The sequence below is a fragment of the Stenotrophomonas sp. Marseille-Q5258 genome (assembly GCF_946900935.1).
GTDB lineage: Bacteria > Pseudomonadota > Gammaproteobacteria > Xanthomonadales > Xanthomonadaceae > Stenotrophomonas > Stenotrophomonas nematodicola.
In genome coordinates this window covers 130,877-155,083 of sequence record NZ_CAMPPN010000012.1, presented here as the reverse complement: position 1 = coordinate 155,083, position 24,207 = coordinate 130,877, and the positions used below count along the sequence as shown (strand labels likewise).

19 protein-coding genes are annotated in these 24,207 nt (G+C 68.2%); 13 read left to right on the top strand and 6 right to left on the bottom strand.

The genetic code is table 11. From position 1 onward, the window contains the following. Positions 1 to 560: 560 nt before the first annotated feature. A complete protein-coding gene (locus OC534_RS10190; protein WP_017356372.1) occupies positions 561 to 1,607 on the top strand; it encodes a GGDEF domain-containing protein in 1,047 nt (348 codons plus the stop codon). Between the two features lie 13 nt (positions 1,608 to 1,620). Further along, positions 1,621 to 4,131 (top strand): putative peptide modification system cyclase, encoded by a 2,511-nt coding sequence (locus OC534_RS10185; RefSeq protein WP_017356373.1) that lies wholly within the window; start codon positions 1,621 to 1,623, stop codon positions 4,129 to 4,131. A 7-nt stretch (positions 4,132 to 4,138) separates the two neighbouring features. On the opposite strand, the gene OC534_RS10180 is transcribed toward OC534_RS10185, so the two are convergent. Further along, a complete protein-coding gene (locus OC534_RS10180; RefSeq protein ID WP_165699846.1) occupies positions 4,139 to 4,441 on the bottom strand; it encodes an NHLP-related RiPP peptide in 303 nt (100 codons plus the stop codon). A 204-nt stretch (positions 4,442 to 4,645) separates the two neighbouring features. On the opposite strand from OC534_RS10180, the gene OC534_RS10175 reads away from it, so the two are divergent. After that, positions 4,646 to 5,830, top strand: coding sequence for a putative peptide maturation dehydrogenase (locus OC534_RS10175; protein WP_316044059.1), 1,185 nt, complete (start codon positions 4,646 to 4,648; stop codon positions 5,828 to 5,830). Between the two features lie 36 nt (positions 5,831 to 5,866). Here the strand turns inward: OC534_RS10175 and OC534_RS10170 are convergent, their stop codons facing one another. The 3 genes from OC534_RS10170 to OC534_RS10160 are packed head-to-tail and all read right to left on the bottom strand — an operon-like array spanning position 5,867 to position 10,695. Then, complete coding sequence (locus tag OC534_RS10170; protein WP_262071743.1) at positions 5,867 to 7,852, bottom strand: acetyl/propionyl/methylcrotonyl-CoA carboxylase subunit alpha; 1,986 nt, start codon at positions 7,850 to 7,852, stop codon at positions 5,867 to 5,869. Between the two features lie 55 nt (positions 7,853 to 7,907). Then, the gene (locus OC534_RS10165) at positions 7,908 to 9,518 is read right to left on the bottom strand and encodes a carboxyl transferase domain-containing protein (RefSeq protein ID WP_017356689.1); all 1,611 of its coding nucleotides are present in this window, start codon (positions 9,516 to 9,518) and stop codon (positions 7,908 to 7,910) included. Between the two features lie 13 nt (positions 9,519 to 9,531). Continuing rightward, a complete protein-coding gene (locus OC534_RS10160) occupies positions 9,532 to 10,695 on the bottom strand; it encodes an isovaleryl-CoA dehydrogenase (protein WP_136006616.1) in 1,164 nt (387 codons plus the stop codon). 95 nt (positions 10,696 to 10,790) lie between these two features. On the opposite strand from OC534_RS10160, the gene OC534_RS10155 reads away from it, so the two are divergent. The 3 genes from OC534_RS10155 (at position 10,791) to OC534_RS10145 (ending at position 13,601) form a co-directional block, all read left to right on the top strand. Further along, complete coding sequence (locus OC534_RS10155) at positions 10,791 to 11,396, top strand: TetR/AcrR family transcriptional regulator (protein ID WP_017356687.1); 606 nt, start codon at positions 10,791 to 10,793, stop codon at positions 11,394 to 11,396. 114 nt (positions 11,397 to 11,510) lie between these two features. Continuing rightward, positions 11,511 to 12,029: a c-type cytochrome gene (locus tag OC534_RS10150; RefSeq protein WP_017356686.1), complete on the top strand. Its 519-nt coding sequence runs from the start codon at positions 11,511 to 11,513 to the stop codon at positions 12,027 to 12,029. Positions 12,030 to 12,161: 132 nt separating this feature from the next. After that, a complete protein-coding gene (locus OC534_RS10145) occupies positions 12,162 to 13,601 on the top strand; it encodes an ExeM/NucH family extracellular endonuclease (RefSeq protein WP_136006618.1) in 1,440 nt (479 codons plus the stop codon). 13 nt (positions 13,602 to 13,614) lie between these two features. Here the strand turns inward: OC534_RS10145 and OC534_RS10140 are convergent, their stop codons facing one another. Then, positions 13,615 to 14,487, bottom strand: coding sequence for an EamA family transporter (locus OC534_RS10140; protein WP_017356691.1), 873 nt, complete (start codon positions 14,485 to 14,487; stop codon positions 13,615 to 13,617). 55 nt (positions 14,488 to 14,542) lie between these two features. On the opposite strand from OC534_RS10140, the gene OC534_RS10135 reads away from it, so the two are divergent. Together OC534_RS10135 and zapE are read left to right on the top strand one after the other, a co-directional pair. Continuing rightward, positions 14,543 to 15,217: an alpha/beta hydrolase gene (locus tag OC534_RS10135; RefSeq protein ID WP_026070868.1), complete on the top strand. Its 675-nt coding sequence runs from the start codon at positions 14,543 to 14,545 to the stop codon at positions 15,215 to 15,217. Then, positions 15,214 to 16,314: a cell division protein ZapE gene (zapE, locus tag OC534_RS10130; RefSeq protein ID WP_017356693.1), complete on the top strand. Its 1,101-nt coding sequence runs from the start codon at positions 15,214 to 15,216 to the stop codon at positions 16,312 to 16,314. The genes OC534_RS10135 and zapE overlap by 4 nt, the downstream gene beginning before the upstream one ends. 35 nt (positions 16,315 to 16,349) lie before the next feature. Here the strand turns inward: zapE and OC534_RS10125 are convergent, their stop codons facing one another. Next, on the bottom strand, positions 16,350 to 17,174 hold the full coding sequence (locus OC534_RS10125) for a DUF2884 family protein (protein WP_051008637.1): 825 nt from the start codon (positions 17,172 to 17,174) through the stop codon (positions 16,350 to 16,352). Between the two features lie 634 nt (positions 17,175 to 17,808). Between OC534_RS10125 and OC534_RS10120 the strand changes: the two genes are divergently transcribed. The 5 genes from OC534_RS10120 to OC534_RS10100 all read left to right on the top strand — a co-directional run bounded on the left by OC534_RS10120 (position 17,809) and on the right by OC534_RS10100 (position 24,122). After that, on the top strand, positions 17,809 to 20,193 hold the full coding sequence (locus OC534_RS10120; protein WP_017356695.1) for a ribonucleoside-diphosphate reductase subunit alpha: 2,385 nt from the start codon (positions 17,809 to 17,811) through the stop codon (positions 20,191 to 20,193). A 202-nt stretch (positions 20,194 to 20,395) separates the two neighbouring features. Further along, complete coding sequence (locus OC534_RS10115) at positions 20,396 to 21,415, top strand: ribonucleotide-diphosphate reductase subunit beta (RefSeq protein WP_017356696.1); 1,020 nt, start codon at positions 20,396 to 20,398, stop codon at positions 21,413 to 21,415. Positions 21,416 to 21,542: 127 nt separating this feature from the next. After that, a complete protein-coding gene (locus OC534_RS10110; protein WP_017356697.1) occupies positions 21,543 to 21,956 on the top strand; it encodes an acyl-CoA thioesterase in 414 nt (137 codons plus the stop codon). Positions 21,957 to 21,997: 41 nt separating this feature from the next. Further along, positions 21,998 to 22,819, top strand: coding sequence for an NAD-dependent protein deacetylase (locus OC534_RS10105; protein ID WP_166472474.1), 822 nt, complete (start codon positions 21,998 to 22,000; stop codon positions 22,817 to 22,819). Positions 22,820 to 23,015: 196 nt separating this feature from the next. Beyond that, positions 23,016 to 24,122, top strand: a complete 1,107-nt coding sequence (locus OC534_RS10100) for an NADH:flavin oxidoreductase/NADH oxidase (protein WP_136006629.1) — start codon at positions 23,016 to 23,018, stop codon at positions 24,120 to 24,122. Positions 24,123 to 24,207 lie beyond the last annotated feature (85 nt).

Here is a 24,207-nt window from a genome sequence, read left to right as displayed (position 1 = left end):
CAGTCGATCTCGAACCGGGTGCTGCCGCAGACCGCCTCCTGGCCCTCGAAGCGCTCCACCACCAGGCCGGAGGCCGGGCCGAGCAGCTGGATCAGGCGCGCCTGCTGGGAGGGAGCGCCAAGGGTGGGCGCCAGCGAGCGGTGCGAGATATCCATATCGTCGACATTCCGTGAACCGGGGGACGCCAGCGTAGGGACACGGCCCGGTCACAGCCATCGGAAAACCCCGGCCCATCCGACCGCCGCGTCCGGTGAACGCGCCTGGACGCCTTGTCAGCCGGGGGATGAGGGCGCGCGCGGACGTCGGAGATTTCAGATGCGTTGTACTCCGGGGAGACCTCCGGTGCTGTCGCAATCGGTCTTCCGGCTGCCCAATGCGTCTACCCTGCCCTCCGGACCCGCCCCTTGGCCGGGACGCCCTGCAGACGGCGTTGAGCGTGAAGGCGGAGGGGACGGGTAAAAATGGGCGTCCCCGGTTCCGAAATGGGATGAGGCGCACAGTTTTTAACGGTGCTATCCTCTTCTGCTCACCGGGGGAACGCTGGGAAGCGGGTGCACGGGATGACCGGCAAGGTTGCGGCGGCGATTGTGTGCGAACAGGAGCCAGGCATCGCGCAGACAGCGATGGCTGAGATCGTCCATGCCGTCTTGAGCCCTGACGAATTCACATTGTTCGCCGAATTCGGCCGCCAGCGCAAGGTGACCGCCGGCGACCTGCTGTTCCTGCGCGGGCAGCCCGGCGACACCATGTATGTGATCGAGAGCGGCGCGGTGGAACTGGATTTCGGCGAAGACCTGGTGGTCAAGTCGCTGGGCCAGCATGAGTTCTTCGGCGAACTGGGGCTGCTCATCGGCGACCACCCGCGCAGCGCCGACGCCCGCGCGCTGCAGGACAGCGTACTGCTGGAACTGGACCACGCCGATTTCCAGCGCCTGGTCATCCGCGATCCGGGCCTGGTGGCGTACTTCCTGCGGCGGACCATCATGCGCGTGGTGAGCAACGAACAGGTTCTGATCCGGCAGCTGCGCCGGCGCAACCACGACCTGGAAACCGCGCTGGACAACCTGTATGTCACCACCCACCAGCTCACCCACACCCGCGAACTGGTGCGCACCGACGAGCTGACCGGCCTGCACAACCGTCGCGGTCTGGCGCTGTACCTGCAGGAATGCCGCAGCCACGCCGACGGCCCGCCGCAGGGCCTGCTGCTGATCGACTGCGACAGCTTCAAGCAGGTCAATGACGAACACGGCCATCAGGCCGGCGACCGCGTCCTGCAGAGCGTGGCCAACATCCTGCGCTCGGTCGCCACCGAGCAGGACATGGCCTGCCGGCTGGGTGGCGACGAGTTCTGCCTGCTGTTGCGGCAGGCCGACGCCGATGTCCTGCAGCACGCCGCCGAGTTCATCCTCAGTGCTGTGCACGGCCTGATGGGCCGCGCCCACGGCATGCCGCACGTCTGCCCGGTCAGCATCGGGGTGGGCCTGCTGGACGCCCACAGCGACTGGAGCGAGTGGTACGCTCGCGCCGACAGCGCCCTGTACCAGGCCAAGCGCCTGGGCGGCAACCGGTTGCACTGGTCGCGTGCAGCGACCGATACGCCCTGATCGGGAGAGCGGCATGAATGGCGACATCGGAACGTCGACCCAGACCCCGCAGTTGCGGGCTCTGCTGTTCACCGACCTGTGCGACTCGCTGATCCTGGTCGAGCGTATCGGCGACAGCGCCGCGGCCGAGTTGTTCCAGCAGCACGACCGCCTGGTGCTGACCCTGCAGCAGCAGTGGAACGGCCATCAGATCGACCGCTCCGACGGTCTGTTCCTCCTCTTCGAACGCGCCATCGATGCGCTCGGCTTCGCACTGGATTACCAGCGCGGCCTGCAGCAGATCGGCGAGGAACGCGGCATCGTGCTGCGTGCCCGTTCCGGTCTTCACGTTGGCGAAGTGCTGACCTGGGAAAACAGCCCCGAGGCGATCAAGGTCGGGGCCAAGTCGCTCGAGGTCGAGGGCCTGGCCAAACCGATGGCCGCGCGCCTGATGACGCTGGCCCGCCCCGGCCAGATCCTGCTGTCGGCGGTGGCCGAATCGCTGACCCATCGCGTCACCGGCGAACTGGGCGAGCGCGGCGAGCGCCTGTTGTGGAAGTCGCACGGCCGCTGGCGCTTCAAGGGCGTGCCGACCACCCAGGAGGTCTTCGAGGTGGGCGAGATCGGCTTCGCGCCGCTGCGCATGCCGCGCGGCAACGCCAAGGCGCGCCGTGACATTCCGCTGTGGCGGCAGCCGCCCGCGTTGGCTGCTGAAGCACTGCTGGTGGCGGCGCTGGCCGTGGGCGGCTGGATGCTGCTGCGGCCGGAGCCGGCGATCGCGTTTGCCGAGCGCGACTGGGTCGTGGTGGGGGACGTCAACAACCTCACCGGCAATGTCCTGCTCGACGACAGCCTGCAGCAGGCGTTCCGGATCAGCCTGGAGCAGTCGCGCTTCGTCAACGTGCTCAGCGACATGAAGGTGCGCGATACGCTGACCCGGATGCGGCGTGCGCCCGATGTCCGCCTCGACCGGCGTCTTGCACTGGAGGTGGCGGCACGGGATGGCGCGCGCGCGATCATTCTGCCGTCGGTGCTGGAAGTGCACGGCAAGCTGCGCGTCTCGGTTGAAGTGGTCGACCCGGCCAGCGGCGAGACGGTCTACTCCGACTATGCCGATGGCCGCGGGCTGGAATCGGTGCTGGCCTCCACCGATCATGTGGTTGCCAGCCTGCGTGGCCGTCTGGGTGAAGCCCTCCAGGATATCGACCGTACCTCGGCACCGCTTCCGGAAGTGGCCACCGCCAATCTGGATGCGCTCAACGCCTATGCCAAAGGGCTGGCGGCCTACGGTCAACATCGCATGCCGCAGGCACTGGCGTATTTCGAGCAGGCGACCCGGCTGGACCCGGAGTTCGCCTTCGCCTATCTGGCCCAGTTGCGCATCCAGGTCAGCCGCGGGCAGCGCGACCCGGCGCGCGAGCTGCTGGCCAAGGCCGTTCTGCTGCGTGACCGCCTCACCGCGCGCGAGGCGCTGTACCTGGATGCGTGGAAACTGGAATTGAGCGAGCCGGGCCAGGCCGCAGCCGCAGAGAAGTGGAAACTGCTGGCCGATCTCTACCCGGACCATCACGGCGCGCACATCAACTACGGTCTGTCCGAGCTGGACATGGGCCGTTACGCGGTGGCCGAGCAGGCGGTGCGCCACGGCGATGTCATGCAGTACCCCCTGCGCAGCCTGGCCGTGGACCTGCTTGGCCGTACCCAGCTGGCGCAGAACAAATTCGGCCAGGCGCTGCGCACCTTCAACGAGGCGGCCGTCTCCAGTGGCGGGCAGGGGACCCGTCAGCGCGTCGCCGCGCTGGCGGCGTCCGGCGACGTTGCCGCCGCCACCCGACTGCTGGGAAAGCTGGAAAAGAACGATCCGGGCAACTGGCTGGAGCGCACGTCACTGGCGCTGGACCAGGGCAATACCGATGCGGCACGCCGTTCGGCCCAGCAGGCGGCCGCCGACTGCGGGACCTCGGTCCAGGTGTGCGAACTGTTTGGCGTCATCGACCTGTCGGTGCGCAGCGGGACCGGGCAGCCTCCCACCGAAGCCGAGTTCCACCGGCTGGTGCAGCCGCTGCTGCGGCAGGCCGGGCGCAGCGACACCGATGACCGCGGCCAGCGCCTGTACTTTGCCGCCGTGGCCGTCTACGCCGCACAACGCGCCGGCCTGGATCGCGTCGCGCCCCACTACCTGCCCACTCTGCTGCCGCTGGCACGCCAGCTCGGCGATGCCCGGGCGGCGCAGGTGGTGTCCATCGTGGATGCAGTGGAACTGGCGCGGCGCGGAAAGACCGGACAGTCCGTGGCGCGGTTGAAGGCGCTGGAAGACGGCAGCGAGCTGTACCAGGTCCACAGCGCGCTGCGCAGGGCCTATCTTGCCGAAGGCGCGGAGCAGGATGCGGAACGGGAACGGCAGTGGCTGCTTGCCAATCGCGGCCGCGCGTATGCCGAAAGCGCCGGCTCCTACGCCATGCAGGCGCTGAACGTGCACGACGCCAGGCTGGCCGTGCAGCGTTGCCCGGCAGCGGGCTGCCCCGCTGTCGCGGCCGTTCGCTGATCCCTGGTCAGGGCGTGCGCTTGAGCGAGGCATCCACCTCGCCGGTGACGAAGCAGTGAGGGTTGTTGAACATCGTCACCCGGGTGAGGTGGTCCAGCAATGCCTCGCGAGCCGCCTCGAACTCCGCAGGCGATGCCAGCGTGCCGTCGAGACAGCACAGCACCGACGCTTCGCCCAGGGATGCATCGATCTCGCTCAATGCCTGCGCAGGGCTGGCAGCGAAACGGGCGCGGAAGTCGGCATCGCTGGACAGCAGGTCCAGCAGCTTGATGGCATCGGCGGGGCTCAGGGGGGTCTTTTCACTCGACATGCGGGCAGTCTCGACAGAAGAAGCGTGGTGGCGACGGGGCAGGGCGCCAGGCAAGGCCGGCAAGCCTGCGATCGGTAGCGGCCAGAGCAGGGGCGACTTGAATGTGGCATGCCCACGCGTGGGCGGGTGGGGCTGAAGAATACGGCAGGGATGCCGACAACGAAGGGCGGATGCGATCCGCGAAGCACTGAGGACGGCGTGGAAATGGAAGCAGGCAGGTCGATGCGGCGTTGCGGAATCGTGCATCTCGAGCCGCAGTGCGAAGTGTCATTCTCGCTGCAGAGCGTGCTGCTTGGCGGCAGTGGCGTGGATACGCACCTTCGATGGCTGGCGCTGGCACCGCATCTGGATGCGCCGCTGGAGCTGGATGCGTCTGCGGTGCTGCTGCTGGGACGCTTTGACGCGCAACGCTGGAGCGCGCCCCCTGCCGATGCCGACGCCGACGTGCTGCGGATCCTGGTCGAGGGAGGCCTGGTGTTCATCCGCGACCGCGCGCATCCGTTGCGCACGCGCGATGAGCAGCTCCGCGACATGCACTGGTGGGGACCGGCCGCGATCGCCCACTGGATGGGACGCTGGCAGGGCCAGGACAGCGCCGCCGCGCTCGAATCAGCCGGCATGCAGACCGCCGCAGGCCTGCGCGGGAACCTGGGTCCACCACCACCGGCGGTGGCGCGACGGGATGGCGTCACCACGCTGCTTCCGCATCCGGAGGAAGACGCCTTCGACGCGCTGCTGCAGTCGCGTGCGACCTGCCGCAACTTCGATACCGCCCACGCGCTGCCGCTGCAGGAGCTTGCGCGTCTGCTCAAGCGTGTCTTCGCTGCCACCGGCCGCTATGACCTCCAGGCCGACAGCATTTTCTTCAAGAAGAACGTGCCGTCAGCCGGTGGATTGCATCCCACCGAGGCCTACCTGCTCGTGCAGAACGTCGCCGGGCTGGCGACGGGCATCCATCACTACGATCCCGCCTCGCATGCGCTGACGCGGTTGCCTGGCGATGACACCCGCCTGCGTGAGGTGGCGCTGTCGGCGCTGGCCGGGCAGCACTGGTTTGCCGATGCGCACGTGCTGGTGGTGCTGGCACCACGCTACCCGCGTACCTACTGGAAGTACCGCAACCACGCCAAGGCCTACCGCGCCGTGACGCTGGATGTGGGGCACCTTTCCCAGCAGTTGCTGCTGTGCGCGACCCAGCAGAAGCTGGGTGCGTTTGTTACCGCGGCCATCAACGAGCATGAGATCGAGCGCCTGCTCGGACTCGACCCGATGGCCGAAGGCCCGATGGCCATCTGTGGCGTCGGCTGGCGCGCGGCACAGATGACCACGACCGAATTCGATCCCGGCCAGCGCGTCTGGGAGAAGACGCCTGGCGCGGACGCGGGTTGAGCGCGGGGACGCGATGGCCGTTCCCCGCGGTCGGGCCTAATCCGCCTCGAAATCCACCAGCACCGCGCCATCGCCGACCTGGTCGCCGGCCTTGACCCGGTAGCCCTGCACGACGCCGTCGGCCGGTGCCTGCAGGGTGTGTTCCATCTTCATTGCTTCGAGCACCAGCAGCGGCGCGCCACGCGCGACCCGCGTGCCCGGCGCCACCGACGTGGCGACAATGCGGCCGGGCATCGGCGCGAGCAGGCTGCCCGCGTCGACAACCGCCTGGTCCGCCTCGCTGACCGGGTCGTGCACGGTGAAGCGCTGCACGCCGTCGCCACCGAACAGATACAGCTCGTTGCCGTCGCGGACCAGGCGCGCGCGATGCAGCCGGTCGCCGATCTGCACGCGCAGGCCACCGGCCTCCAGGCCGCCATGCACGGGCAGGGCGGCACCGTCGTCCAGTTGCACCGACCAGGCGGTGTGCTGGCCGGTCACGCCGATCACACGCTGGGTGCCGCGGTGTTCCAGCGTCAGCCGGCGTGCGGCAGGTGCGCCAAGGCGCCAGCCATCCTGGGCCTGCCACGGCGAATGGCGGTCGCGCGGGTCCACGCTGGCCGCCTCGCTGCTGGCCACGGCGGCGAGGCCGGCCAACGCCCACAGGGCCGGGTCGCTGTCGCCTTCGTTGGGTGCCAGCGCGGCCTGCTCGCGCTCGATCAGCGCGGTATCCAGCCTGGCCTGGGCGAAGGAACCGGTCATCACCAGTCGACGCAGGAACGCGGCGTTGGTGGTTACTCCGACCACCTCGCACTCGGCCAGCGCCTGCTGCATGCGACGCAGCGCGGCATCGCGGTCCACGTCCCACACGATCAGCTTGGCGATCATCGGGTCGTAGAACGGGGTGATCGCATCGCCCTGCTCGACGCCGGCGTCCACGCGCACGTGCGCGCTGCCGGCTGGCAATCGCAGGTGGCGCAGCGTGCCGGTGGAGGGCAGGAAGCCGCGGTCGGCATCTTCGGCGTACAGGCGTGCCTCCAGCGCATGGCCGCGGATCTGCAGTTGGTCCTGGCGCATCGGCAGCGGCTCGCCGCTGGCCACGCGCAGCTGCCACTCCACCAGGTCGGTGCCGGTAATGCACTCGGTGACCGGATGCTCCACCTGCAGGCGGGTGTTCATTTCCATGAAGTAGAAATCGCCGTCGGGACCGGCGATGAACTCCACCGTACCAGCGCCGACATAGTTCACCGCACGCGCGGCATCCACGGCTGCCTGGCCCATCGCGGCGCGCCGTTCGGCGGTCATGCCCGGCGCGGGTGCCTCTTCCAGCACCTTCTGATGGCGGCGCTGCACCGAGCAGTCGCGCTCGAACAGGTACACCACATTGCCGTGGCTGTCGCCAAACACCTGGATCTCGATGTGGCGCGGTCGCTCGACGTATTTTTCCACCAGCACGTGCGCGTTGCCGAACGCCGACTGCGCCTCGCGCTGGCAGCTGGCCAGCGATTCAACGAAGGCGGCGCTGTTGTCGACGCGGCGCATGCCCTTGCCGCCGCCGCCGGCACTGGCCTTGATCAGCACCGGGTAGCCGATGCCGTCGGCCTGCCCGCGCAGGAACTCCGGCGCCTGGTCAACGCCGTGGTAGCCCGGGGTGAGCGGCACGCCGGCCTGCTGCATCAACGCTTTGGCCGCGCTCTTGTCGCCCATCGCGCGGATCGCCGCGGCGGAGGGGCCGATGAACACGATGCCGGCCTCGGCGCAGGCCTGGGCGAAGTCGGCGTTCTCGGACAGGAAGCCATAACCGGGATGGATTGCCTGCGCGCCGGTGCGGCGTGCGGCGTCGAGGATGGCATCGCCGCGCAGGTAGCTCTCACGCGCCGGCGCCGGGCCGATCGCGATGGCCTCGTCGGCCATGCGCACATGGCGCGCGTTGCGGTCAGCGTCGGAATACACCGCCACGGTGGCGATGCCCAGGCGCTGGCAGGTGGCGATGACGCGGCAGGCGATTTCGCCTCGGTTGGCGATCAGGATCTTGGTGAACATGGTGGTCTCGTTGCGCGGGCCAGTGGCGGCGGCGCCCTGCGGCACCGCCCGTGCATTACATGCGGAACACGCCGAAATCGGTCTTCCGCGCCGGGGCGTTGAGGCTGGCCGACAGTGCCAGGCCCAGCACGCGCCGGGTGTCGGCCGGATCGATCACGCCGTCGTCCCACAACCGTGCGCTGGCGTAATAGGGGTGCCCCTGCTGCTCGAACTGCTCGCGGACAGGCGACTTGAAGCGGTCTTCCTCGTCCGCCGACCACTGCCCGCCCTTGGCCTCGATGCCATCGCGTTTGACCGTGGCCAGCACGCTGGCGGCCTGTTCGCCGCCCATCACGCCGATGCGCGCGTTCGGCCACATCCACAGGAAGTTGGGCGAGTAGGCGCGCCCGCACATGCCATAGTTGCCGGCGCCGAACGAGCCGCCGATCACCACGGTGAACTTGGGCACCTTGGCGCAGGCCACGGCCATCACCAGCTTGGCCCCGTCCTTGGCGATGCCGCCGTGTTCGTACTTGCGGCCGACCATGAAGCCGGTGATGTTCTGCAGGAACACCAGCGGTATGCCGCGCTGGGTGCACAGCTCGATGAAGTGCGCGCCCTTCAGCGCGGACTCGGAGAACAGGATGCCGTTGTTGGCGATGATGCCCACCGGGTAGCCGTGCAGGTGCGCGAAGCCGGTGACCAGCGTGGTGCCATAGCGTGGCTTGAATTCATCGAAGCGCGAATCGTCGACGATGCGCATGATCACTTCGCGCACATCGTACGGCTTGCGGGTGTCGGCCGGGATGACGCCGTACAGCTCGTGGGCCGGATGCCGAGGTTCCACCGGCGCCTGTATCGCCAGCGCCGGCTCGGGTTTGCGCCAGTTGAGCTGGGCGATGATCGCGCGGACCCGGGCCAGCGCCTGCAGGTCGTTGTCGGCCATGTGGTCGGCCACCCCGGAGATGCGCGTGTGCACGTCTGCGCCACCGAGTTCTTCGGCCGTCACCACTTCACCGGTCGCCGCCTTCACCAGCGGGGGGCCGCCGAGGAAGATGGTGCCCTGCTCGCGCACGATCACCGTTTCATCGCTCATCGCCGGCACGTAGGCGCCACCGGCGGTGCACGACCCCATCACGCAGGCGATCTGCGGAATGCCCTGCGCCGAGAGGTTGGCCTGGTTGTAGAAGATGCGGCCGAAATGATCGCGGTCCGGGAACACCTCGTCCTGCAGCGGCAGGAAGGCGCCGCCGGAATCGACCAGGTAGATGCACGGCAGGCGGTTCTGCTCGGCCACTTCCTGCGCGCGCAGGTGCTTCTTGACCGTCATCGGGTAGTACGTGCCGCCCTTGACGGTGGCATCGTTGGCCACGATCACGCACTCCACGCCGGACACGCGGCCGATGCCGGCGACCACGCCCGCGCTCGGGATCGGGTCGCCATACATGCCGTGCGCGGCCAGCGGCGCGATCTCCAGGAACGCGCTGCCCGGATCGAGCAGCGCATCAATGCGGTCGCGCACCAGCAGCTTGCCGCGCGCGGTGTGCTTCTGCCGCGCCGCTTCGCTGCCGCCCAGCGCCGTCTGCGCCAGCGTGGCACGCAGGTCGTCCACCACCGCCTGCAACGCAGCGCGGTTGGCTTCAAAGGTCTCGCTGCCCGGTTGCAGCTGGGTGCTCAGTACCGTCATGGCGTGTCTTTCCTTACAGCGTGCGCTGGAACAGTTCGCGGCCGATCAGCATGCGGCGGATCTCCGAGGTGCCGGCGCCGATTTCGTACAGCTTGGCATCGCGCCACAGGCGGCCGGTCGGGTACTCGTTGATGTAGCCGTTGCCGCCGAGGATCTGGATTGCCTGGCCGGTGAGCCAGGTGGCTTTCTCGGCCGAGTACAGGATCGCACCGGCTGCGTCCTGGCGCGTGGTGCGGCCCTGGTCGCAGGCGCGCGCCACCGCGTACACATAGGCACGGCAGGCGTTGAGGCCCACATACATGTCGGCCAGTTTGGCCTGGATCAGCTGGAAGGTGCCGATCGCCTCGCCGAACTGCTTGCGCTCGTGCACGTACGGCATCACCACGTCCATCGCAGCGGCCATCAGGCCCAGCGGCCCACCGGAGAGCACCACGCGCTCGAAGTCCAGGCCGGACATCAGCACCTTGACGCCACCGCCGACCGCACCCAGCACATTGGCCTCGGGCACTTCGCAGTCCTCGAACACCAGTTCACAGGTGTTGGAACCGCGCATGCCGAGCTTGTCCAGCTTCTGCGCGGTGGAGAAGCCCTTCATGCCCTTTTCGACCAGGAACGCGGTGATGCCCTTGGCACCGGCGGCCAGATCGGTCTTGGCATAGACCACCAGAACGTCGGCGTCGGGGCCGTTGGTGATCCACATCTTGTTGCCGTTGAGCACGTAGTGGTCGCCGCGCTTGTCGGCGCGCAGCTTCATCGACACCACGTCCGAGCCCGCGCCCGGTTCGCTCATCGCCAGCGCGCCCACCTTCTCGCCGCTGCACAGGCCGGGCAGGAAGCGTCGCTTCTGTTCTTCGGTGCCGTTCTTGCGCAGCTGGTTCACGCACAGGTTGGAGTGCGCGCCGTAGGACAGGCCGATGCCGCCGGAGGCGCGCGAAATCTCTTCCATCGCCACCACGTGGGCCAGGTAGCCCATGCCGCTGCCGCCGTATTCTTCCTCCACGGTCAGGCCGAGCAGGCCCTGTTCGCCGAACTTGCGCCACAGCGCGTTGGGGAACAGGTTCTCCTCATCGGCCTTGGCGGCCAGCGGCGCGACCTCGGCAGAGGCAAAATGGGCCACGCTCTGGCGCAGCAGGTCGATCTCTTCGCCGAGATCGAAGTTCATGGTGGGGACGTGCATGAGGGCGGCTCCGAGACGGCTGGGTATGGGCGCAGCGTAGCCCGCTTCGATCAAGAAGTGAACACAAATTCAAAAATTGAACATAGAATCAACAAATGGCCTACAAACGCTCCGCCCTGATGGAAGAACGCCTCGCCGGGGCCCGTGAACGGATCCTGCTGGCAACCCGCGCGCTGGTGGCGGCCGGCGGCTACCGCAATGCCCCGGTAACCGCCGTGGCGGCCGAGGCCGGCGTTTCCACGGGCCTGATCTACCGGCACTTCCCGTCCAAGGCCGAGCTGTTCGTGGAGGTGCTCACGGCGGCAGTGGCGCACGAGCTGCGCATCTTCGAAGCGATCGCCGCCGAACCGTTGCCTGCCCCCGAGCGCCTGCGCCGCGCCATCACCGCGTTTGTCCGCCGCGCGCTGGCCGGCCCCGGTCTGGCCTACGCCTTCATCGCCGAGCCGGTAGACCCGGAGGTGGAAGCCGAACGCATCCGCTGCCGCCGGCTGTTCGGCGACGTGTTCCGCCGCATCATTGCCGATGGCATCGAGGACGGCAGCTTTCCCGCGCAGGACACCGCCGTCGCCGCAGCCTGCATCGTCGGGGCGTTCACCGAAGCGCTGGTCGGGCCGACCGCGCCCAGCCGCGATGCGCACGGCGACGAGAACGCGCTGGTCGCGTCGATCTGCGGTTTCTGCCTGCGCGCCGCCGGCGCCTGAGCCGCGCCGATGCTGCAATGCGACACCCGGGGGCGGCTTGCAGAGCGCCGCCGACGCTGGTCATACTCGGCCGACAAGCCGTGGTCCAACGACTACCAGCCAGGGGTATAGAGAGTGCGGAATTACGACCTCGAGTTCCTGAAACGCTTCTCCATGGTCATCGCGCTGCTGATGGCCATCACGCTCGGCCTGATTCTCTTTGCAGCGTATCTGCACACCAGCATTCCCCCTGAAATCTCGCCGCAGGCGGTGAAGCGCACCGAACAGCGCATCGCCCCGGCCGGCGCCGTCTATGCCGGCAGCACCGGTGCGGCCGCCCAGGCAGCGGCCAAAGCCGCCGCCCTGGCCAAGGCGGCCTCGCAGGTCGCCTATGGCGGCACCACCGACGGCAAGGTGATCTTCGACAACCTCTGCACGGCCTGCCACACCAACGGCGTGGGCAATGCCCCCACCCTGGACCACAGCCATTGGGATGCGCGCATCGCCCAGGGCAAGGACACCCTCTACAAGCACGCCGTGGAGGGCTACACCGGTCCGGATGGCGGCATCATGCCGCCCAAGGGCGGCAACCCGGCTCTGACTGAAGAGCAGATCCACGCCACGGTCGACTGGATGCTCGCCAACCTGAAGTAGTGCCGGCCGCCGGCCGGCAACGAGGCTCCCCCGCCCCGGATGCTTTGCCGGAGCCGGCGATACGCCGCACAGCGCTGGACGGGTCACATTTCGGCGGTAGTCTGTGCACCACTTTTGTGGAGAAGCCTGTCGATGCGCCGCCGTTCCCTCGCCCTTGCCCTGTCGCTGGCGCTGCCGGCGTGCGCGTTCGCCCAGGCCCAGCCGCAGGTCCAGCCGGCGTCGCCGGCCCCCGCCGCCCGTGCCACTGTCACCCTGACCGCCGCGCCCGCCGACTGGCAGGCGCTGGACGGCCAGCAGGTGCGTATCGCCGCCCCGCTTACCCTGGCCGGCACCGACGGACTGGCGCGTTTCGGCGAACTCACTGTGGCTTTCGGCGGCCGCCTGTGGCAGCCCAGCGAAGTGGCCGCCCCGCGCAGCGCGGCCCACGACAAGGTGGTGGCCGACAACCGCCACCGCCGCCTGCTGCTGGATGACGGCAGCAGTGCGCGCGACCCGGGCCCGGTGGGCTACCTGCCGGCCGGCGCCACCCTGCGCACCGGCATGATCCTGCGCAATGTGGAAGGCATCGTGCGGGTGGACGACAAGGGCACCCCGCGCCTGCAGGTCACCCGCCCGCTGACACTGCCGGCGCTGGAACGCCCGGCGGCCCCGGTGGTCGCCGGCAGGCTGCACATTGCCGCGTTCAATCTGGAGAACTTCTTCAACGGCGACGGGCAGGGCGGCGGCTATCCGACCCTGCGCGGCGCCCGCACCCTGGCCGAACACCAGGCGCAGAAGACCAAGCTGGTCGCCACCATCAACGCGCTCGGCGCCGACGTGGCCGCGCTGATGGAGCTGGAGAACGACGGTTACGGCCCGCAGTCGGCGATTGCCCAGCTGGTCGACGCCCTCAATGCCGATCGTGGCGCCGGCGCCGACTGGCGCTTCATCGATGCAAAGCAGGGCCCGGGCGAGAACCCGATCCGGGTCGGCATCATCTACCGCGCTTCGCGGGTCACCCCGATCGGTGGGCCGGCCACGCTCGAGCAGGGCCCGTTCGGACCGCACAGCCGGGTGCCGATGGCGCAGGCCTTCCGCGCCGGCAAGGGCGCGCCGTTCGTGGTCGTGGCCAACCACTTCAAGTCCAAGGGCTGCTCGGAAGCCAGCGGCGCCGATGCCGACCAGAAGGACGACCAGGCCTGCTGGAACGCCACCCGCGTGGACTCCGCGCGGCGTCTGGACCAGTGGCTGCGCACCGACCCGACCGGTGCCGGCACCGCCGATGCGGTACTGCTGGGCGACTTCAATGCCTATGCGATGGAAGACCCGATCCGCACCCTGCACGCCGCCGGCTGGCACGACGCCTTCGCCGAGGCGAAGGTCGCTCACCCCTACAGCTACGTCTACAACGGCATGAGCGGCCGGCTGGACCACGCGCTGTTGAGCCCAGGCATGGTCAAGCGCCTGCGCGGCGCCGCCGAATGGCACATCAACGCCGATGAAGCCGATGACGTCGGTTACCGCGACCGCAACGCATCCGGCCCGTGGCGCAGCTCCGACCACGACCCGCTGCTGCTCGGTTTCGACCGGTAATCCGCACCCTGCCTCACACCGACCAGGTCCCCCAGGCGATCAGCCCGATCGCCACCACCGCCAGCCCCAGGCCGATGCGGTTCCAGACGCTGGTGCGTTCGCCGAACGCCAGGATGCCAACCAGCGCGCCCAGCACCACCACGCCGATGTTCATCCCGGCAAACACCACCGCCGGACTGTCCGGCAGGTGCTGGTGGGCGCGGACGTAGAACAGGATGTTGCCGAAGTTGAGCAGGCCCAGCAGCGCGCCTGCGCCCACGTTGCGCCAGTGCAGCGGCGCGGCCCCGCTGGCGTGCCGCCACAGCTGCAGTCCCAGCATCAGCACGAAGGCCAGCCCGAAGCAGACGGTCAGCGCGGCCATCGACGGTGTCCCCGACAGTGCCACCTGCTTGAGCAGGATATCCACCAGCGCGTAGCCCACCCACACCCCGAGCAGCCACGGCCACGCGCGCCCGCCGCCGGCCTCGGTGGCCAAGGCGCGCGGGCGCACACTGATGCCCAGAATCGCCAGCAGACCCAGCGCCAGCCCGGCCAGCTTCCAGCCGTTGGCCGTTTCCCCGAACACCAGGAAGGCCGCCAGCAGGGACAACAGCAGCGACAGGCGCTGGGCCACGTCGCTGCGCACGATGCCGGCACGGGTGACCGCACGGGCCATCACCAGGAAGATCGCCGGCAGAGTCACCGCCAACCCGAGCAGCGCCAGCCACGGCGCATGCGTGGAGCGCAGCGACGCCAGTGACGGATTCAACAGCAGCAGGCTGAGCACGCTGGCGACCAGATAGTTCCACGTCACCACCTGCGGCATGTCCAGCTGCCGGCGCGGTGCCAGCTTCAGCAGAACCGAGACCAGCACGCTGCAGAGGACGCTGAAAACCAGATGGTGCATGACGGACCCGGTGGAAGCGGCGGTGAAGCGCGCGGAGGGACGCTATTATGACGCCATGCACAATCCCCCATTTCCCCAAGAAAGCGCTGCGCTGACGCTGGACGGCCCGGTCGGTCCGCTGGATGTCGTGGTCGATCTGCCGGACGCCGATGTCGTGGTGCAGCCCGTGGTGGCGATCGTCTGCCACCCGCTGTCCACCGAGGGTGGCAGCATGCACAACAAAGTGGTCACGATGGCCGCACGCGCGCTGCGCGATCTCGGCATCGCCACGGTGCGCTTCAATTTCCGCAGCGTCGGCCAGTCGGCCGGCGAGTTCGACCACGGCAACGGCGAGCAGGACGATCTCAAGGCCGTCGCGGCCTGGGTGCGTGCGCAGCAGCCGCAGGCCACGCTGTGGCTGGCCGGTTTCAGCTTCGGTGCGTTTGTGTCGCTGCGTGCGGCTGGCGACCTGCAGCCGGCCGCGCTGGTGTCCATCGCCCCGCCCGCCGGCCGCTGGGATTTCGAGGGCGTGCAGCCGCCGTCGCAGTGGCTGGTGATCCAGGGCGACGAAGACGAGATCGTCGACCCGCAGGCCGTCTACACCTGGCTGGAGGGCATCGGTGCCCCGCATGAGCTGGTACGCATGCCCGACACCAGCCACTTCTTCCACCGCAAGCTGATCGACCTGCGCGGGGCCATCACCCACGGCGTCAAGCACTGGCTGCCCAACGCGGACGCCGTTACGGCATGAGCGATACCGCGATGACCCCGACCCAGCGCTACGCCGACGGCGTGGCGCGCGGCGAATGGCAGGACGACCCGGCCCAGCATGCGGCCCTGGTTGAGCTGGACCGCATCCACATCGCCCTGGTGGACAGCGCGCAGGACGGCTGGCTGGACCGGCTGTCGGCGTTCTGGAAGAGGCCCGAGCCGGTCAAGGGGCTGTACTTCTGGGGCGGCGTGGGGCGGGGCAAGACCTTCCTGGTGGACCTGTTCTACGACGGCCTGCCGATCGAACAGAAGTACCGCACCCATTTCCACCGCTTCATGCGCGGCATCCATGAGCGCCTGCGTGAGCACCAGGGCCAGAGCGACCCGCTGGCGAAGATCGCCCAGGAATGGCGCAGCAGGCTGCGCGTGCTGGTGCTGGACGAGTTCTTCGTCACCGACATCGGCGATGCGATGCTGCTGGCGCGCCTGCTCGAACGCCTGTTCGCCGAGGGCGTGACCTTGGTGACCACCTCCAACACGGCGGTGGAGAACCTGTATCTCAACGGCCTGCAGCGCGACAGCTTCATGCCGGCCATCGGGCTGCTGCAGACCTACTGCGTGGAGCTGTACGCCGAAGGCACCGAGGATTACCGCATGCGCGCGCTGACCCGCTCGCCGGTCTACCGGTCCCCGCGCGACGCCGGCAGCGATGCATGGCTGGCCGGCCGCTGGGCCGAGCTCAGCGGCGGTACGGCCGCCAAGCCGGGCAACATCGAGATCGAAGCGCGCAAGATCCCGGTGCGCGGGCGTGGCAAGAGCATCGTCTGGTTCGACTTCACGGCGCTGTGCGAAGGCCCGCGCGGGCCGTCGGACTACATCGAGATCGCGCATGAGTTCAACACCGTGCTGCTGGGCGACATCCCGCACTTCGACACGTTGAACGAGGATGCCGCGCGCCGCTTCGTCAATCTGATCGACGAGCTGTACGACCGCCACGTCAATCTGGTCTGCACCGCCAGCGATTCCCCGGTGGCGCTGTATTCGGGCGTGCGCCTGCAGGGCGCGTTCGAGCGCACCGCCTCGCGGCTGATCGAGATGCAGAGCGCCGAGTACCTCGGCACCGCGCACCGCGCCTAGTCACCGGCCCCGCCCCGCCGGGCGGCACGCCGCCGTCAGGGACGGGGCAGGGCCACCGCATCGCCGCGCGGCTGCTCCCGCGCCACCCCGGGGGCATTGTCCTGGTCGCGGTCCATCACCATCATCGCCAGCGGCTTGCCCTGGTAGCGCACCTCCAGCGCGCGCTGGATATCGTCCAGCGCCAGCACCTGGGTGCACAGCGAACGGGCGTGGCCCTCCAGCGCCCTGGCGCGGATCTCCATGCTGCGTTCCAGCTCGCCTTCCATTCTGGCCGCGCGGGCCTCCATGCGGCCGGCACCGCCGGTGAACATCGTCCACATGATCCCGCGCGCCAGCGACCCGGCCATCGACTCGGCCGCCTGCTCCACGCGCTGCTCGAAGCCCGCGCCGAACGCCTCCTGCTCCCAGATGCCACGGCCGAGGGTGCGATCCACGTGGTCGTGGGCGTCCTGGCGCAGGCGGGCCACCTGGCGGGCCTTGCTGCGGCTCCCGCTCATGATCTCCACCGTGGCGCCGAACGCATCGAAGGCGATGTCCACCGCCTCGCCGGCCACCCCGGCCACCGCCGGGACCAGCTGCCGGGTGCCCCATTCGAGCTGGCGCAGCCGCTGGGCGTCGGCGGCGTTGACCGGAATCGGCTGGCGGTCGATGTTGAGCTCCCCGTCGTGGAAGAAGATCTCCGCCGGCACCTGGTCGCGGTTGCGCAGCCAGATCCCGCCGCTGTCCACCAGCACGTCGTAAGGCGTGCTCACCCCGCATTCCCGCGAGGACAGGGCCGGCGCGTTGCCGGGTTCGTCGGCGTGGGCGGCGGCGGGCGCCCCCAGGGCCATCAGCAGACATCCAGTCAGGGCCAGTCTCATGCGTGAGTCTCCGAGGGGGAGGGGCCAGCGTGGCACCGTTGGACCGACCGGGCGCGGGTCGGAAGTCATCCGCGACCGGCCCCCGAACCCCGGTTTGTTACGTCCGCGTGAGCCGTCGTTCTGTTTTCCGCGCCCCTGCGTCGCGTCCGGGATGACTGTTCCGGCCTTGACTGCGCACTCGGTTTCGACAGGTCTCGGGGGCGCCGGAGCGGCGTTCGGGAGCGGAACCTTGCGCTGTAAGGGATTGCCAACTTTCACTACATTTGGCGTTGACGATCCCTATTACCCCCACTATCTTGTGGCCGTCGGTTCCAGCGACCCCAAGTCGCCGGATCAAAAGGGAAGCGCGGTGATCGAGCCAGCACGCAGCCGGTACCGCCCTCAGCGGTGGCCGGCAACGCAGCCGTCATCGTGGACCTGCCGACAACCGCACGAAGTACAGCGTGCGGTACCGGTCGCGCCACATCTCCGGAGGGAGATGACCGGTGACGCAGGGGAACCGCCCGCAGGCTGACTGCGTGGTCGCGGCCCGTGCGACACCGCTGTTCCACCCTCGGATACCGAGCGCACTGGTCCGGCGCCTGCCCGGCAGGCGTCCCTGTGCCACCCAACATCACGCCAAGAGGAAACCGCCGTGAGCACCGAAACCAGCGCAGCCACCGAACAGGACAGTCAGTTCCTGCTGACCTCGCCGCCCACGGCAAACGCCATGAGCGTCACCAAGCGCAACGGCACTACCGAACTGGTGGACCTGAACAAGATCGTGCGTGCGGTGCAGCGTTCCGCCGAAGGTCTGCACGCTGTCGACCCGATGCGCGTGGCCACCCGCACCATCTCGGGCCTGTACAACGGTGCCACCACCCAGGAGCTGGACGAGCTGTCCATCCGCACCTCGGCGCTGCTGATCGGTGAAGAACCCGAATACGGTCGCCTGGCGGCGCGCCTGCTGGCCAATTTCATCGCCAAGGAAGTGTCCGGCCAGGAGATCTACGCGTTCTCCCAGTCCGTCGGCCGTGGCCATGAAGTGGGTCTGATCAACGACCGCCTGCTGAACTTCGTACAGACCAATGCGCGCAAGCTCAACGATGCGATCGACATCTCGCTGGACCTGAACTTCGATTACTTCGGTCTGCGTACCCTCTACGACCGCTACCTGCTGCGCCATCCGCACACCCGCAAGGTGATCGAGACCCCGCAGCAGTTCTTCCTGCGCATCGCCAGTGCACTGAGCGAGGACGTGCCGGAAGCCCTGGCGCTGTACCGCCGCATGGGCAACCTGGACTACCTGCCGTCCAGCCCGACCCTGTTCAACTCCGGCACCACCCACGAGCAGCTCTCCTCGTGCTTCCTGCTGGATTCGCCGCAGGATTCGCTGGAGTCGATCTACTCCAAGTACGGCGACATCGCCCAGCTGTCCAAGTTCTCCGGCGGCATCGGCGTCAGCTACACCCGCGTGCGTTCGCGCGGTTCGCTGATCAAGTCGACCAACGGCCACTCCAACGGCATCGTGCCGTGGCTCAAGACGATGGATTCGTCGGTCGCTGCGGTGAACCAGGGCGGCAAGCGCAAGGGCGCGGCCTGCGTGTACCTGGAAACCTGGCACGCCGACATCGAGGACTTCCTCGAGCTGCGCGACAACACCGGCGACGAATCGCGCCGTGCGCACAACCTGAATCTGGCCAACTGGATCCCGGACCTGTTCATGAAGCGCGTCGAGGCCGACCAGGAATGGTCGCTGTTCGATCCGCGCGTGGTGCCCGAGTTCACCGACCTGTTCGGTGAAGCCTTCGAGCAGGCCTACCTGCAGGCCGAAGCCCAGGGCAAGGCCAACCGCACCATTTCCGCGCGCAAGCTGTACTCGCGGATGATGCGTACCCTGGCCGAGACCGGCAACGGCTGGATGACCTTCAAGGACAAGTGCAACCGCGCCAGCAACCAGACCCTGCGTCCGGGCAACGTGATCCACCTGTCCAACCTGTGCACCGAAATCCTGGAAGTCACCTCGGCCGAAGAAACCGCGGTGTGCAACCTGGGCTCGATCAACCTGGGCAACCATTTCGATGCCCACGGCGAGTTCGACTACGAGAAGCTGGCCGACACCGTGCGCCTGGCCGTGCGTCAGCTCGACCGCGTGATCGATCTGAACTTCTATCCGATCGAATCGGCACGCCGCGGCAACCTGCGCTGGCGTCCGGTCGGCCTGGGCTGCATGGGCCTGCAGGACGTGTTCTTCCGCAAGCGCCTGGCCTTTGACAGTGCCGAAGCCCGCGCGCTGTCGAAGAAGATCGCCGAAACGATCTACTTCCACGCACTGGAAACCTCGGTCGAACTGGCCCAGGAACGCGGCAAGCACCCGTCCTTCGCCGACACCCGTGCGGCCAGCGGCGAACTGCAGTTCGACGCCTGGAACGTGGTGCCCGAAGACAGCGCGCGCTGGGATGCCCTGCGCGAGCGCATCAAGGAACATGGCCTGCGCAACTCGCTGATGATCGCCATCGCCCCGACCGCGACCATCGCCTCGATCGCCGGCTGCTACGAGTGCGTGGAACCGCAGGTGTCCAACCTGTTCAAGCGCGAGACCCTGTCCGGCGACTTCCTGCAGGTCAACCGTTACCTGGTCAACGAGCTGAAGAAGCTGGGTCACTGGACGCCGGAAATGCGCGATGCGATCAAGCTGGCCGAAGGTTCCATCCAGGGCATCGCCCAGATTCCGGAAACCCTGCGCCACGTCTACCGCACCGCCTGGGAACTGCCGATGCGCTCGCTGATCGACATGGCCGCCGACCGTGGCGCGTTCATCGACCAGTCCGCCTCGCTCAACCTGTTCATGGAAAGCCCGAACATCGGCGCGATGTCCTCCATGTACATGTACGCCTGGAAGCAGGGCATCAAGACCACGTACTACCTGCGTTCGCGTCCGGCCACCAAGATCGCCAAGACCACTGTCAGCAGCTACACCCCGGTGGACGCCGTGGCCTGCTCGCTGGAGAACCCGGAAGCCTGCGAGGCGTGCCAGTAAGAAGGGCGTGCCGGCCCAGCAGGGCCGGCATTCCAACGGCTCGGTACCGGCTGCTGGTCGGTACGGAACCTGATCGACACCACCAACACCGCTGTCACCGCAGGCGCTCCGGCGCCTGCCGTGCCGGAAGCCCGCCGCGCACACGCGCGGGTCTTTCGACGCGTCCCCCGGGACGCCGCCAACCGAAACAAGGACTGCCCTCATGGCCGACAAGCCCCGTCAAATGCTGCTCGATCCCGGTTTTGAACTGACTCTGCGCCCGATGCGCTACCCGCAGTTCTATGACATGTATCGCAACGCGATCAAGAACACCTGGACAGTGGAAGAGATCAACTTCCAGATCGACATCAGCGACCTGCATGGCAAGATGTCGCCGGGCGAGCGCCACCTGATCCACCGCCTGGTCGCGTTCTTCGCCACCGGCGATTCGATCGTGTCCAACAACCTGGTGCTGAACCTGTATCAGCACCTGAATGCGCCCGAAGCGCGCATGTACCTGTCGCGCCAGCTGTACGAAGAAGCGCTGCACGTGCAGTTCTACCTGACCCTGCTCGACAACTATCTGCCCGATCCGGACGAACGCGCCAAGGCGTTCGACGCCGTGGAGAACATCGACTCGATCAAGAAGAAGGCCGACTTCTGCTTCAAGTGGATCGACTCGATCCAGAACCTCAAGCGCATCGAGACCCGTGACGAGCGCCGCCAGTTCCTGCTCAACCAGATCTGCTTCGCGGCGTGCATCGAAGGCCTGTTCTTCTTTGCTGCATTCGCCTACGTGTACTACTTCCGTTCGCGTGGCCTGCTCAACGGCCTGGCCTCGGGTACCAACTGGGTGTTCCGCGACGAAAGCGCGCACATGGAGTTCGCCTTTGAATGCGTGGACGTGATCCGCGAGGAAGAGCCGGACCTGTTCGACGATGCGATGAAGCAGCAGGTGTATGACATGCTCGCCGAAGCCATCGAATGCGAAGTGCAGTTCGCCGAAGACGTGCTCTCCGGCGGCGTGGCGGGCATTTCCACCCGCGACATGCGCCAGTACCTGCAGCACTGCGCCGACAACCACTTCCACCGCCTGGGCATGGAAAAGAAGTACAACGTGCGCAACCCGCTGAGCTTCATGGAACTGCAGGACGTGCAGGAACTGACCAACTTCTTCGAGCGCCGTTCCTCGGCCTACCAGGTTGGCGTGAAGGGCGAAGTCGCCTTCGACATGTCGTTCTGATCCCACGCTGCCGTGCGTGAAGCAGACAGCCCCGGCCTGGCCGGGGCTGTCTGTTTGGCGGTACCCGCCACCCGCTCACTGCGCCTGCCGTATCATCCGCGCGACCCCACATGTACCGGCCGCCCCCATGACCGCTTCCCCCGACACCGTCCCGCCCATCGAAGTCCGCATGGCCGAGATCGTCTTCCCCAACCACACCAACCACATGGGCACCCTGTTCGGTGGCCAGGCGCTGGCGTGGATGGACAAGGCCGCCTTCCTTGCCGCCGCGCGCTATTCGCGCCGCACCGTGGTCACCGCCCGCTCGGACCAGGTCGACTTCAAGCTGCCCATCCGCATCGGACAGATGGTGGAGACCGTCGGCCGCATCGTCGAGGTGGGCCGCAGCTCGATGAAGGTGGAAGTGGAGCTGATCGCCGAAGACCTGCACAACGGCGAGCGCAAACTCTGCACGCGTGGCCACTTCGTGATGATCGCCCTGGACGACGCCGGCCAGCCGGTCGCCGTGCCGGCATTGCCCGAGCCCATTCCCGGGCCCTGAGGGCAATTGCGCCGGCCCGGCAGCGCCCCCATCTGATCGCCATGACCCCCGCACTCGCCGATTTCATCGACCGCGCCCGGCGCCTGTTCGTGCTTACCGGCGCCGGCTGCAGCACCGACTCGGGCATCCCCGACTACCGCGATGCCGATGGCCAGTGGAAGCGCACCCCGCCGGTGACCTACCAGGCCTTCATGGGTGAGCTGTCCACCCGCCAGCGTTACTGGGCGCGCAGCCTGGCGGGATGGCCCCGCTTCGGCCAGGCCCAGCCCAACGGCACCCACGCCGCGCTGGCGGCGCTGGAGGCGCGCGGGCAGGTGGAGGTGCTGCTGACCCAGAACGTGGACCGGCTGCACCAGCGCGCCGGCAGCGTGGGCGTCATCGACCTGCACGGCCGGCTGGACCAGGTGCGCTGCATGGGCTGCGAGGCGCGCATTCCGCGCGAGGCGTTCCAGTACATCCTGCTGGCACACAACCCCGACTGGCAGCACCTGGACGCAGCGCAGGCCCCGGACGGCGACGCCGATCTGGAGGGCGTGGCGTTCGACACCTTCCAGGTACCTGCCTGCGCGCAGTGTGGCGGCCTCCTCAAGCCCGACGTGGTGTTCTTCGGCGAGAGCGTGCCCCGCGAGCGCGTGGCCGCCGTGCACGCCCACCTGCAGCAGGCCGACGCCGTTCTGGTGGTGGGTTCGTCGCTGATGGTCTACTCCGGCTTCCGGTTCGTGCAGGCCGCCGCCAACGCGGGCCTGCCGGTGGCCGCGCTGAACCTGGGCCGCACCCGTGCAGACGACCTGCTCACCCTCAAGGTGGAGCAGCCCTGCGCGGCCGCCCTCTCATTCCTGCTGCCGGCGAACGCATCGGCCTGAAGCGCACGGCCCGCCTCGTAGAGCGGGGCTCTGCCCCGCTGGCCACACCGTTCCACCCAATGAGCCGCCCGTCCCCCGCTCTGGTAGAGCGGGGCTCTGCCCCGCTGGCCACACCGTTCCACACACAAGGTTGCCTGCACGCCCACATCGGAGTGCAATAACGCCCCGGTTTCATTCTTCCTCCCCCGAGTCCCCCTTGAGTCAGCTCTTCTCTCCCGTCTCTTTTGGCCCGCTGTCGCTGTCCAACCGCATCGTCATCGCGCCGATGTGCCAGTACTCCTCCACCGATGGCCTGGCCAACGACTGGCACCAGATCCACCTGGGTCAGCTGTCGCAGTCCGGGGCCGGCCTGTTGATCCTGGAAGCCACCGCCGTGCTGCCCGAGGGCCGCATCAGCTGGGCCGACCTGGGCCTGTGGGACGACGCCACCGAGGCCGCGCTCACGAAGGTGATTGATGCGGTGAAGCGCTGGTCGCCGATGCCGCTGGGCGTGCAGCTCGCCCACGCCGGGCGCAAGGCGTCCTCGGCGCGGCCGTGGGACGGCGGCGGCGCACTGCCGGCCAGCGACCCGCGCGCCTGGACCACCCACGCCCCGTCCGCGCTCCCGTTCGCGGCCAATGGCCCCGTGCCCGAGGCGCTGGACGAGGCCGGCATCGATGCCGTGGTCGAGGCCTTCGCCACCGCCGCGCGCCGCGCCGAGCGCGCCGGGCTGGATCTGATCGAGCTGCATGCCGCGCACGGCTACCTGCTGCACCAGTTCCTGTCGCCCCTGAGCAACAAGCGCCAGGACCCGTACGGCGGTTCGCTGGAAAACCGCATGCGCCTGCTCGTGCGTGTGTTCGACGCCGTGCGCGAAGCGGTTTCCGACCGCATCAGTGTGGGCGTGCGCATCTCGGCCAGTGACTGGGTCGACGGTGGCTGGGACATCGAGCAGAGCAGCACCCTGGCCCAGATCCTGGACATGCGCGGCTGCCAGTTCCTGCACGTCTCCAGCGGCGGCCTCGATGCGCGCCAGAAGATCCCGCAGGAGCCGGGCTATCAGGTGCCGTTTGCGGCGGCGATCAAGGCCAAGGTCAAAATGCCCGTCATCGCGGTGGGTCTGATCACCGATCCGTCGCAGGCCGAATCGATCCTGCGCCACAACCACGCCGACGCCATCGCGCTCGCCCGCGGCATCCTCTACGACCCGCGCTGGCCGTGGCACGCCGCCGCCGCCCTGGGCGACTCACTCGCCCCGGCACCGCAGTACCTGCGCTGCGAGCCGCGCGAAGCACGCGGCGTGTTTCTCGCGCCGGAGGGCTGAGACCGGAGGGCCGGCACGGACGCACGTGTCCAGGGCGGCGTCAGCGGATCTGGTTGGAAGTGCATATGTCCAATCCACTCCCCAT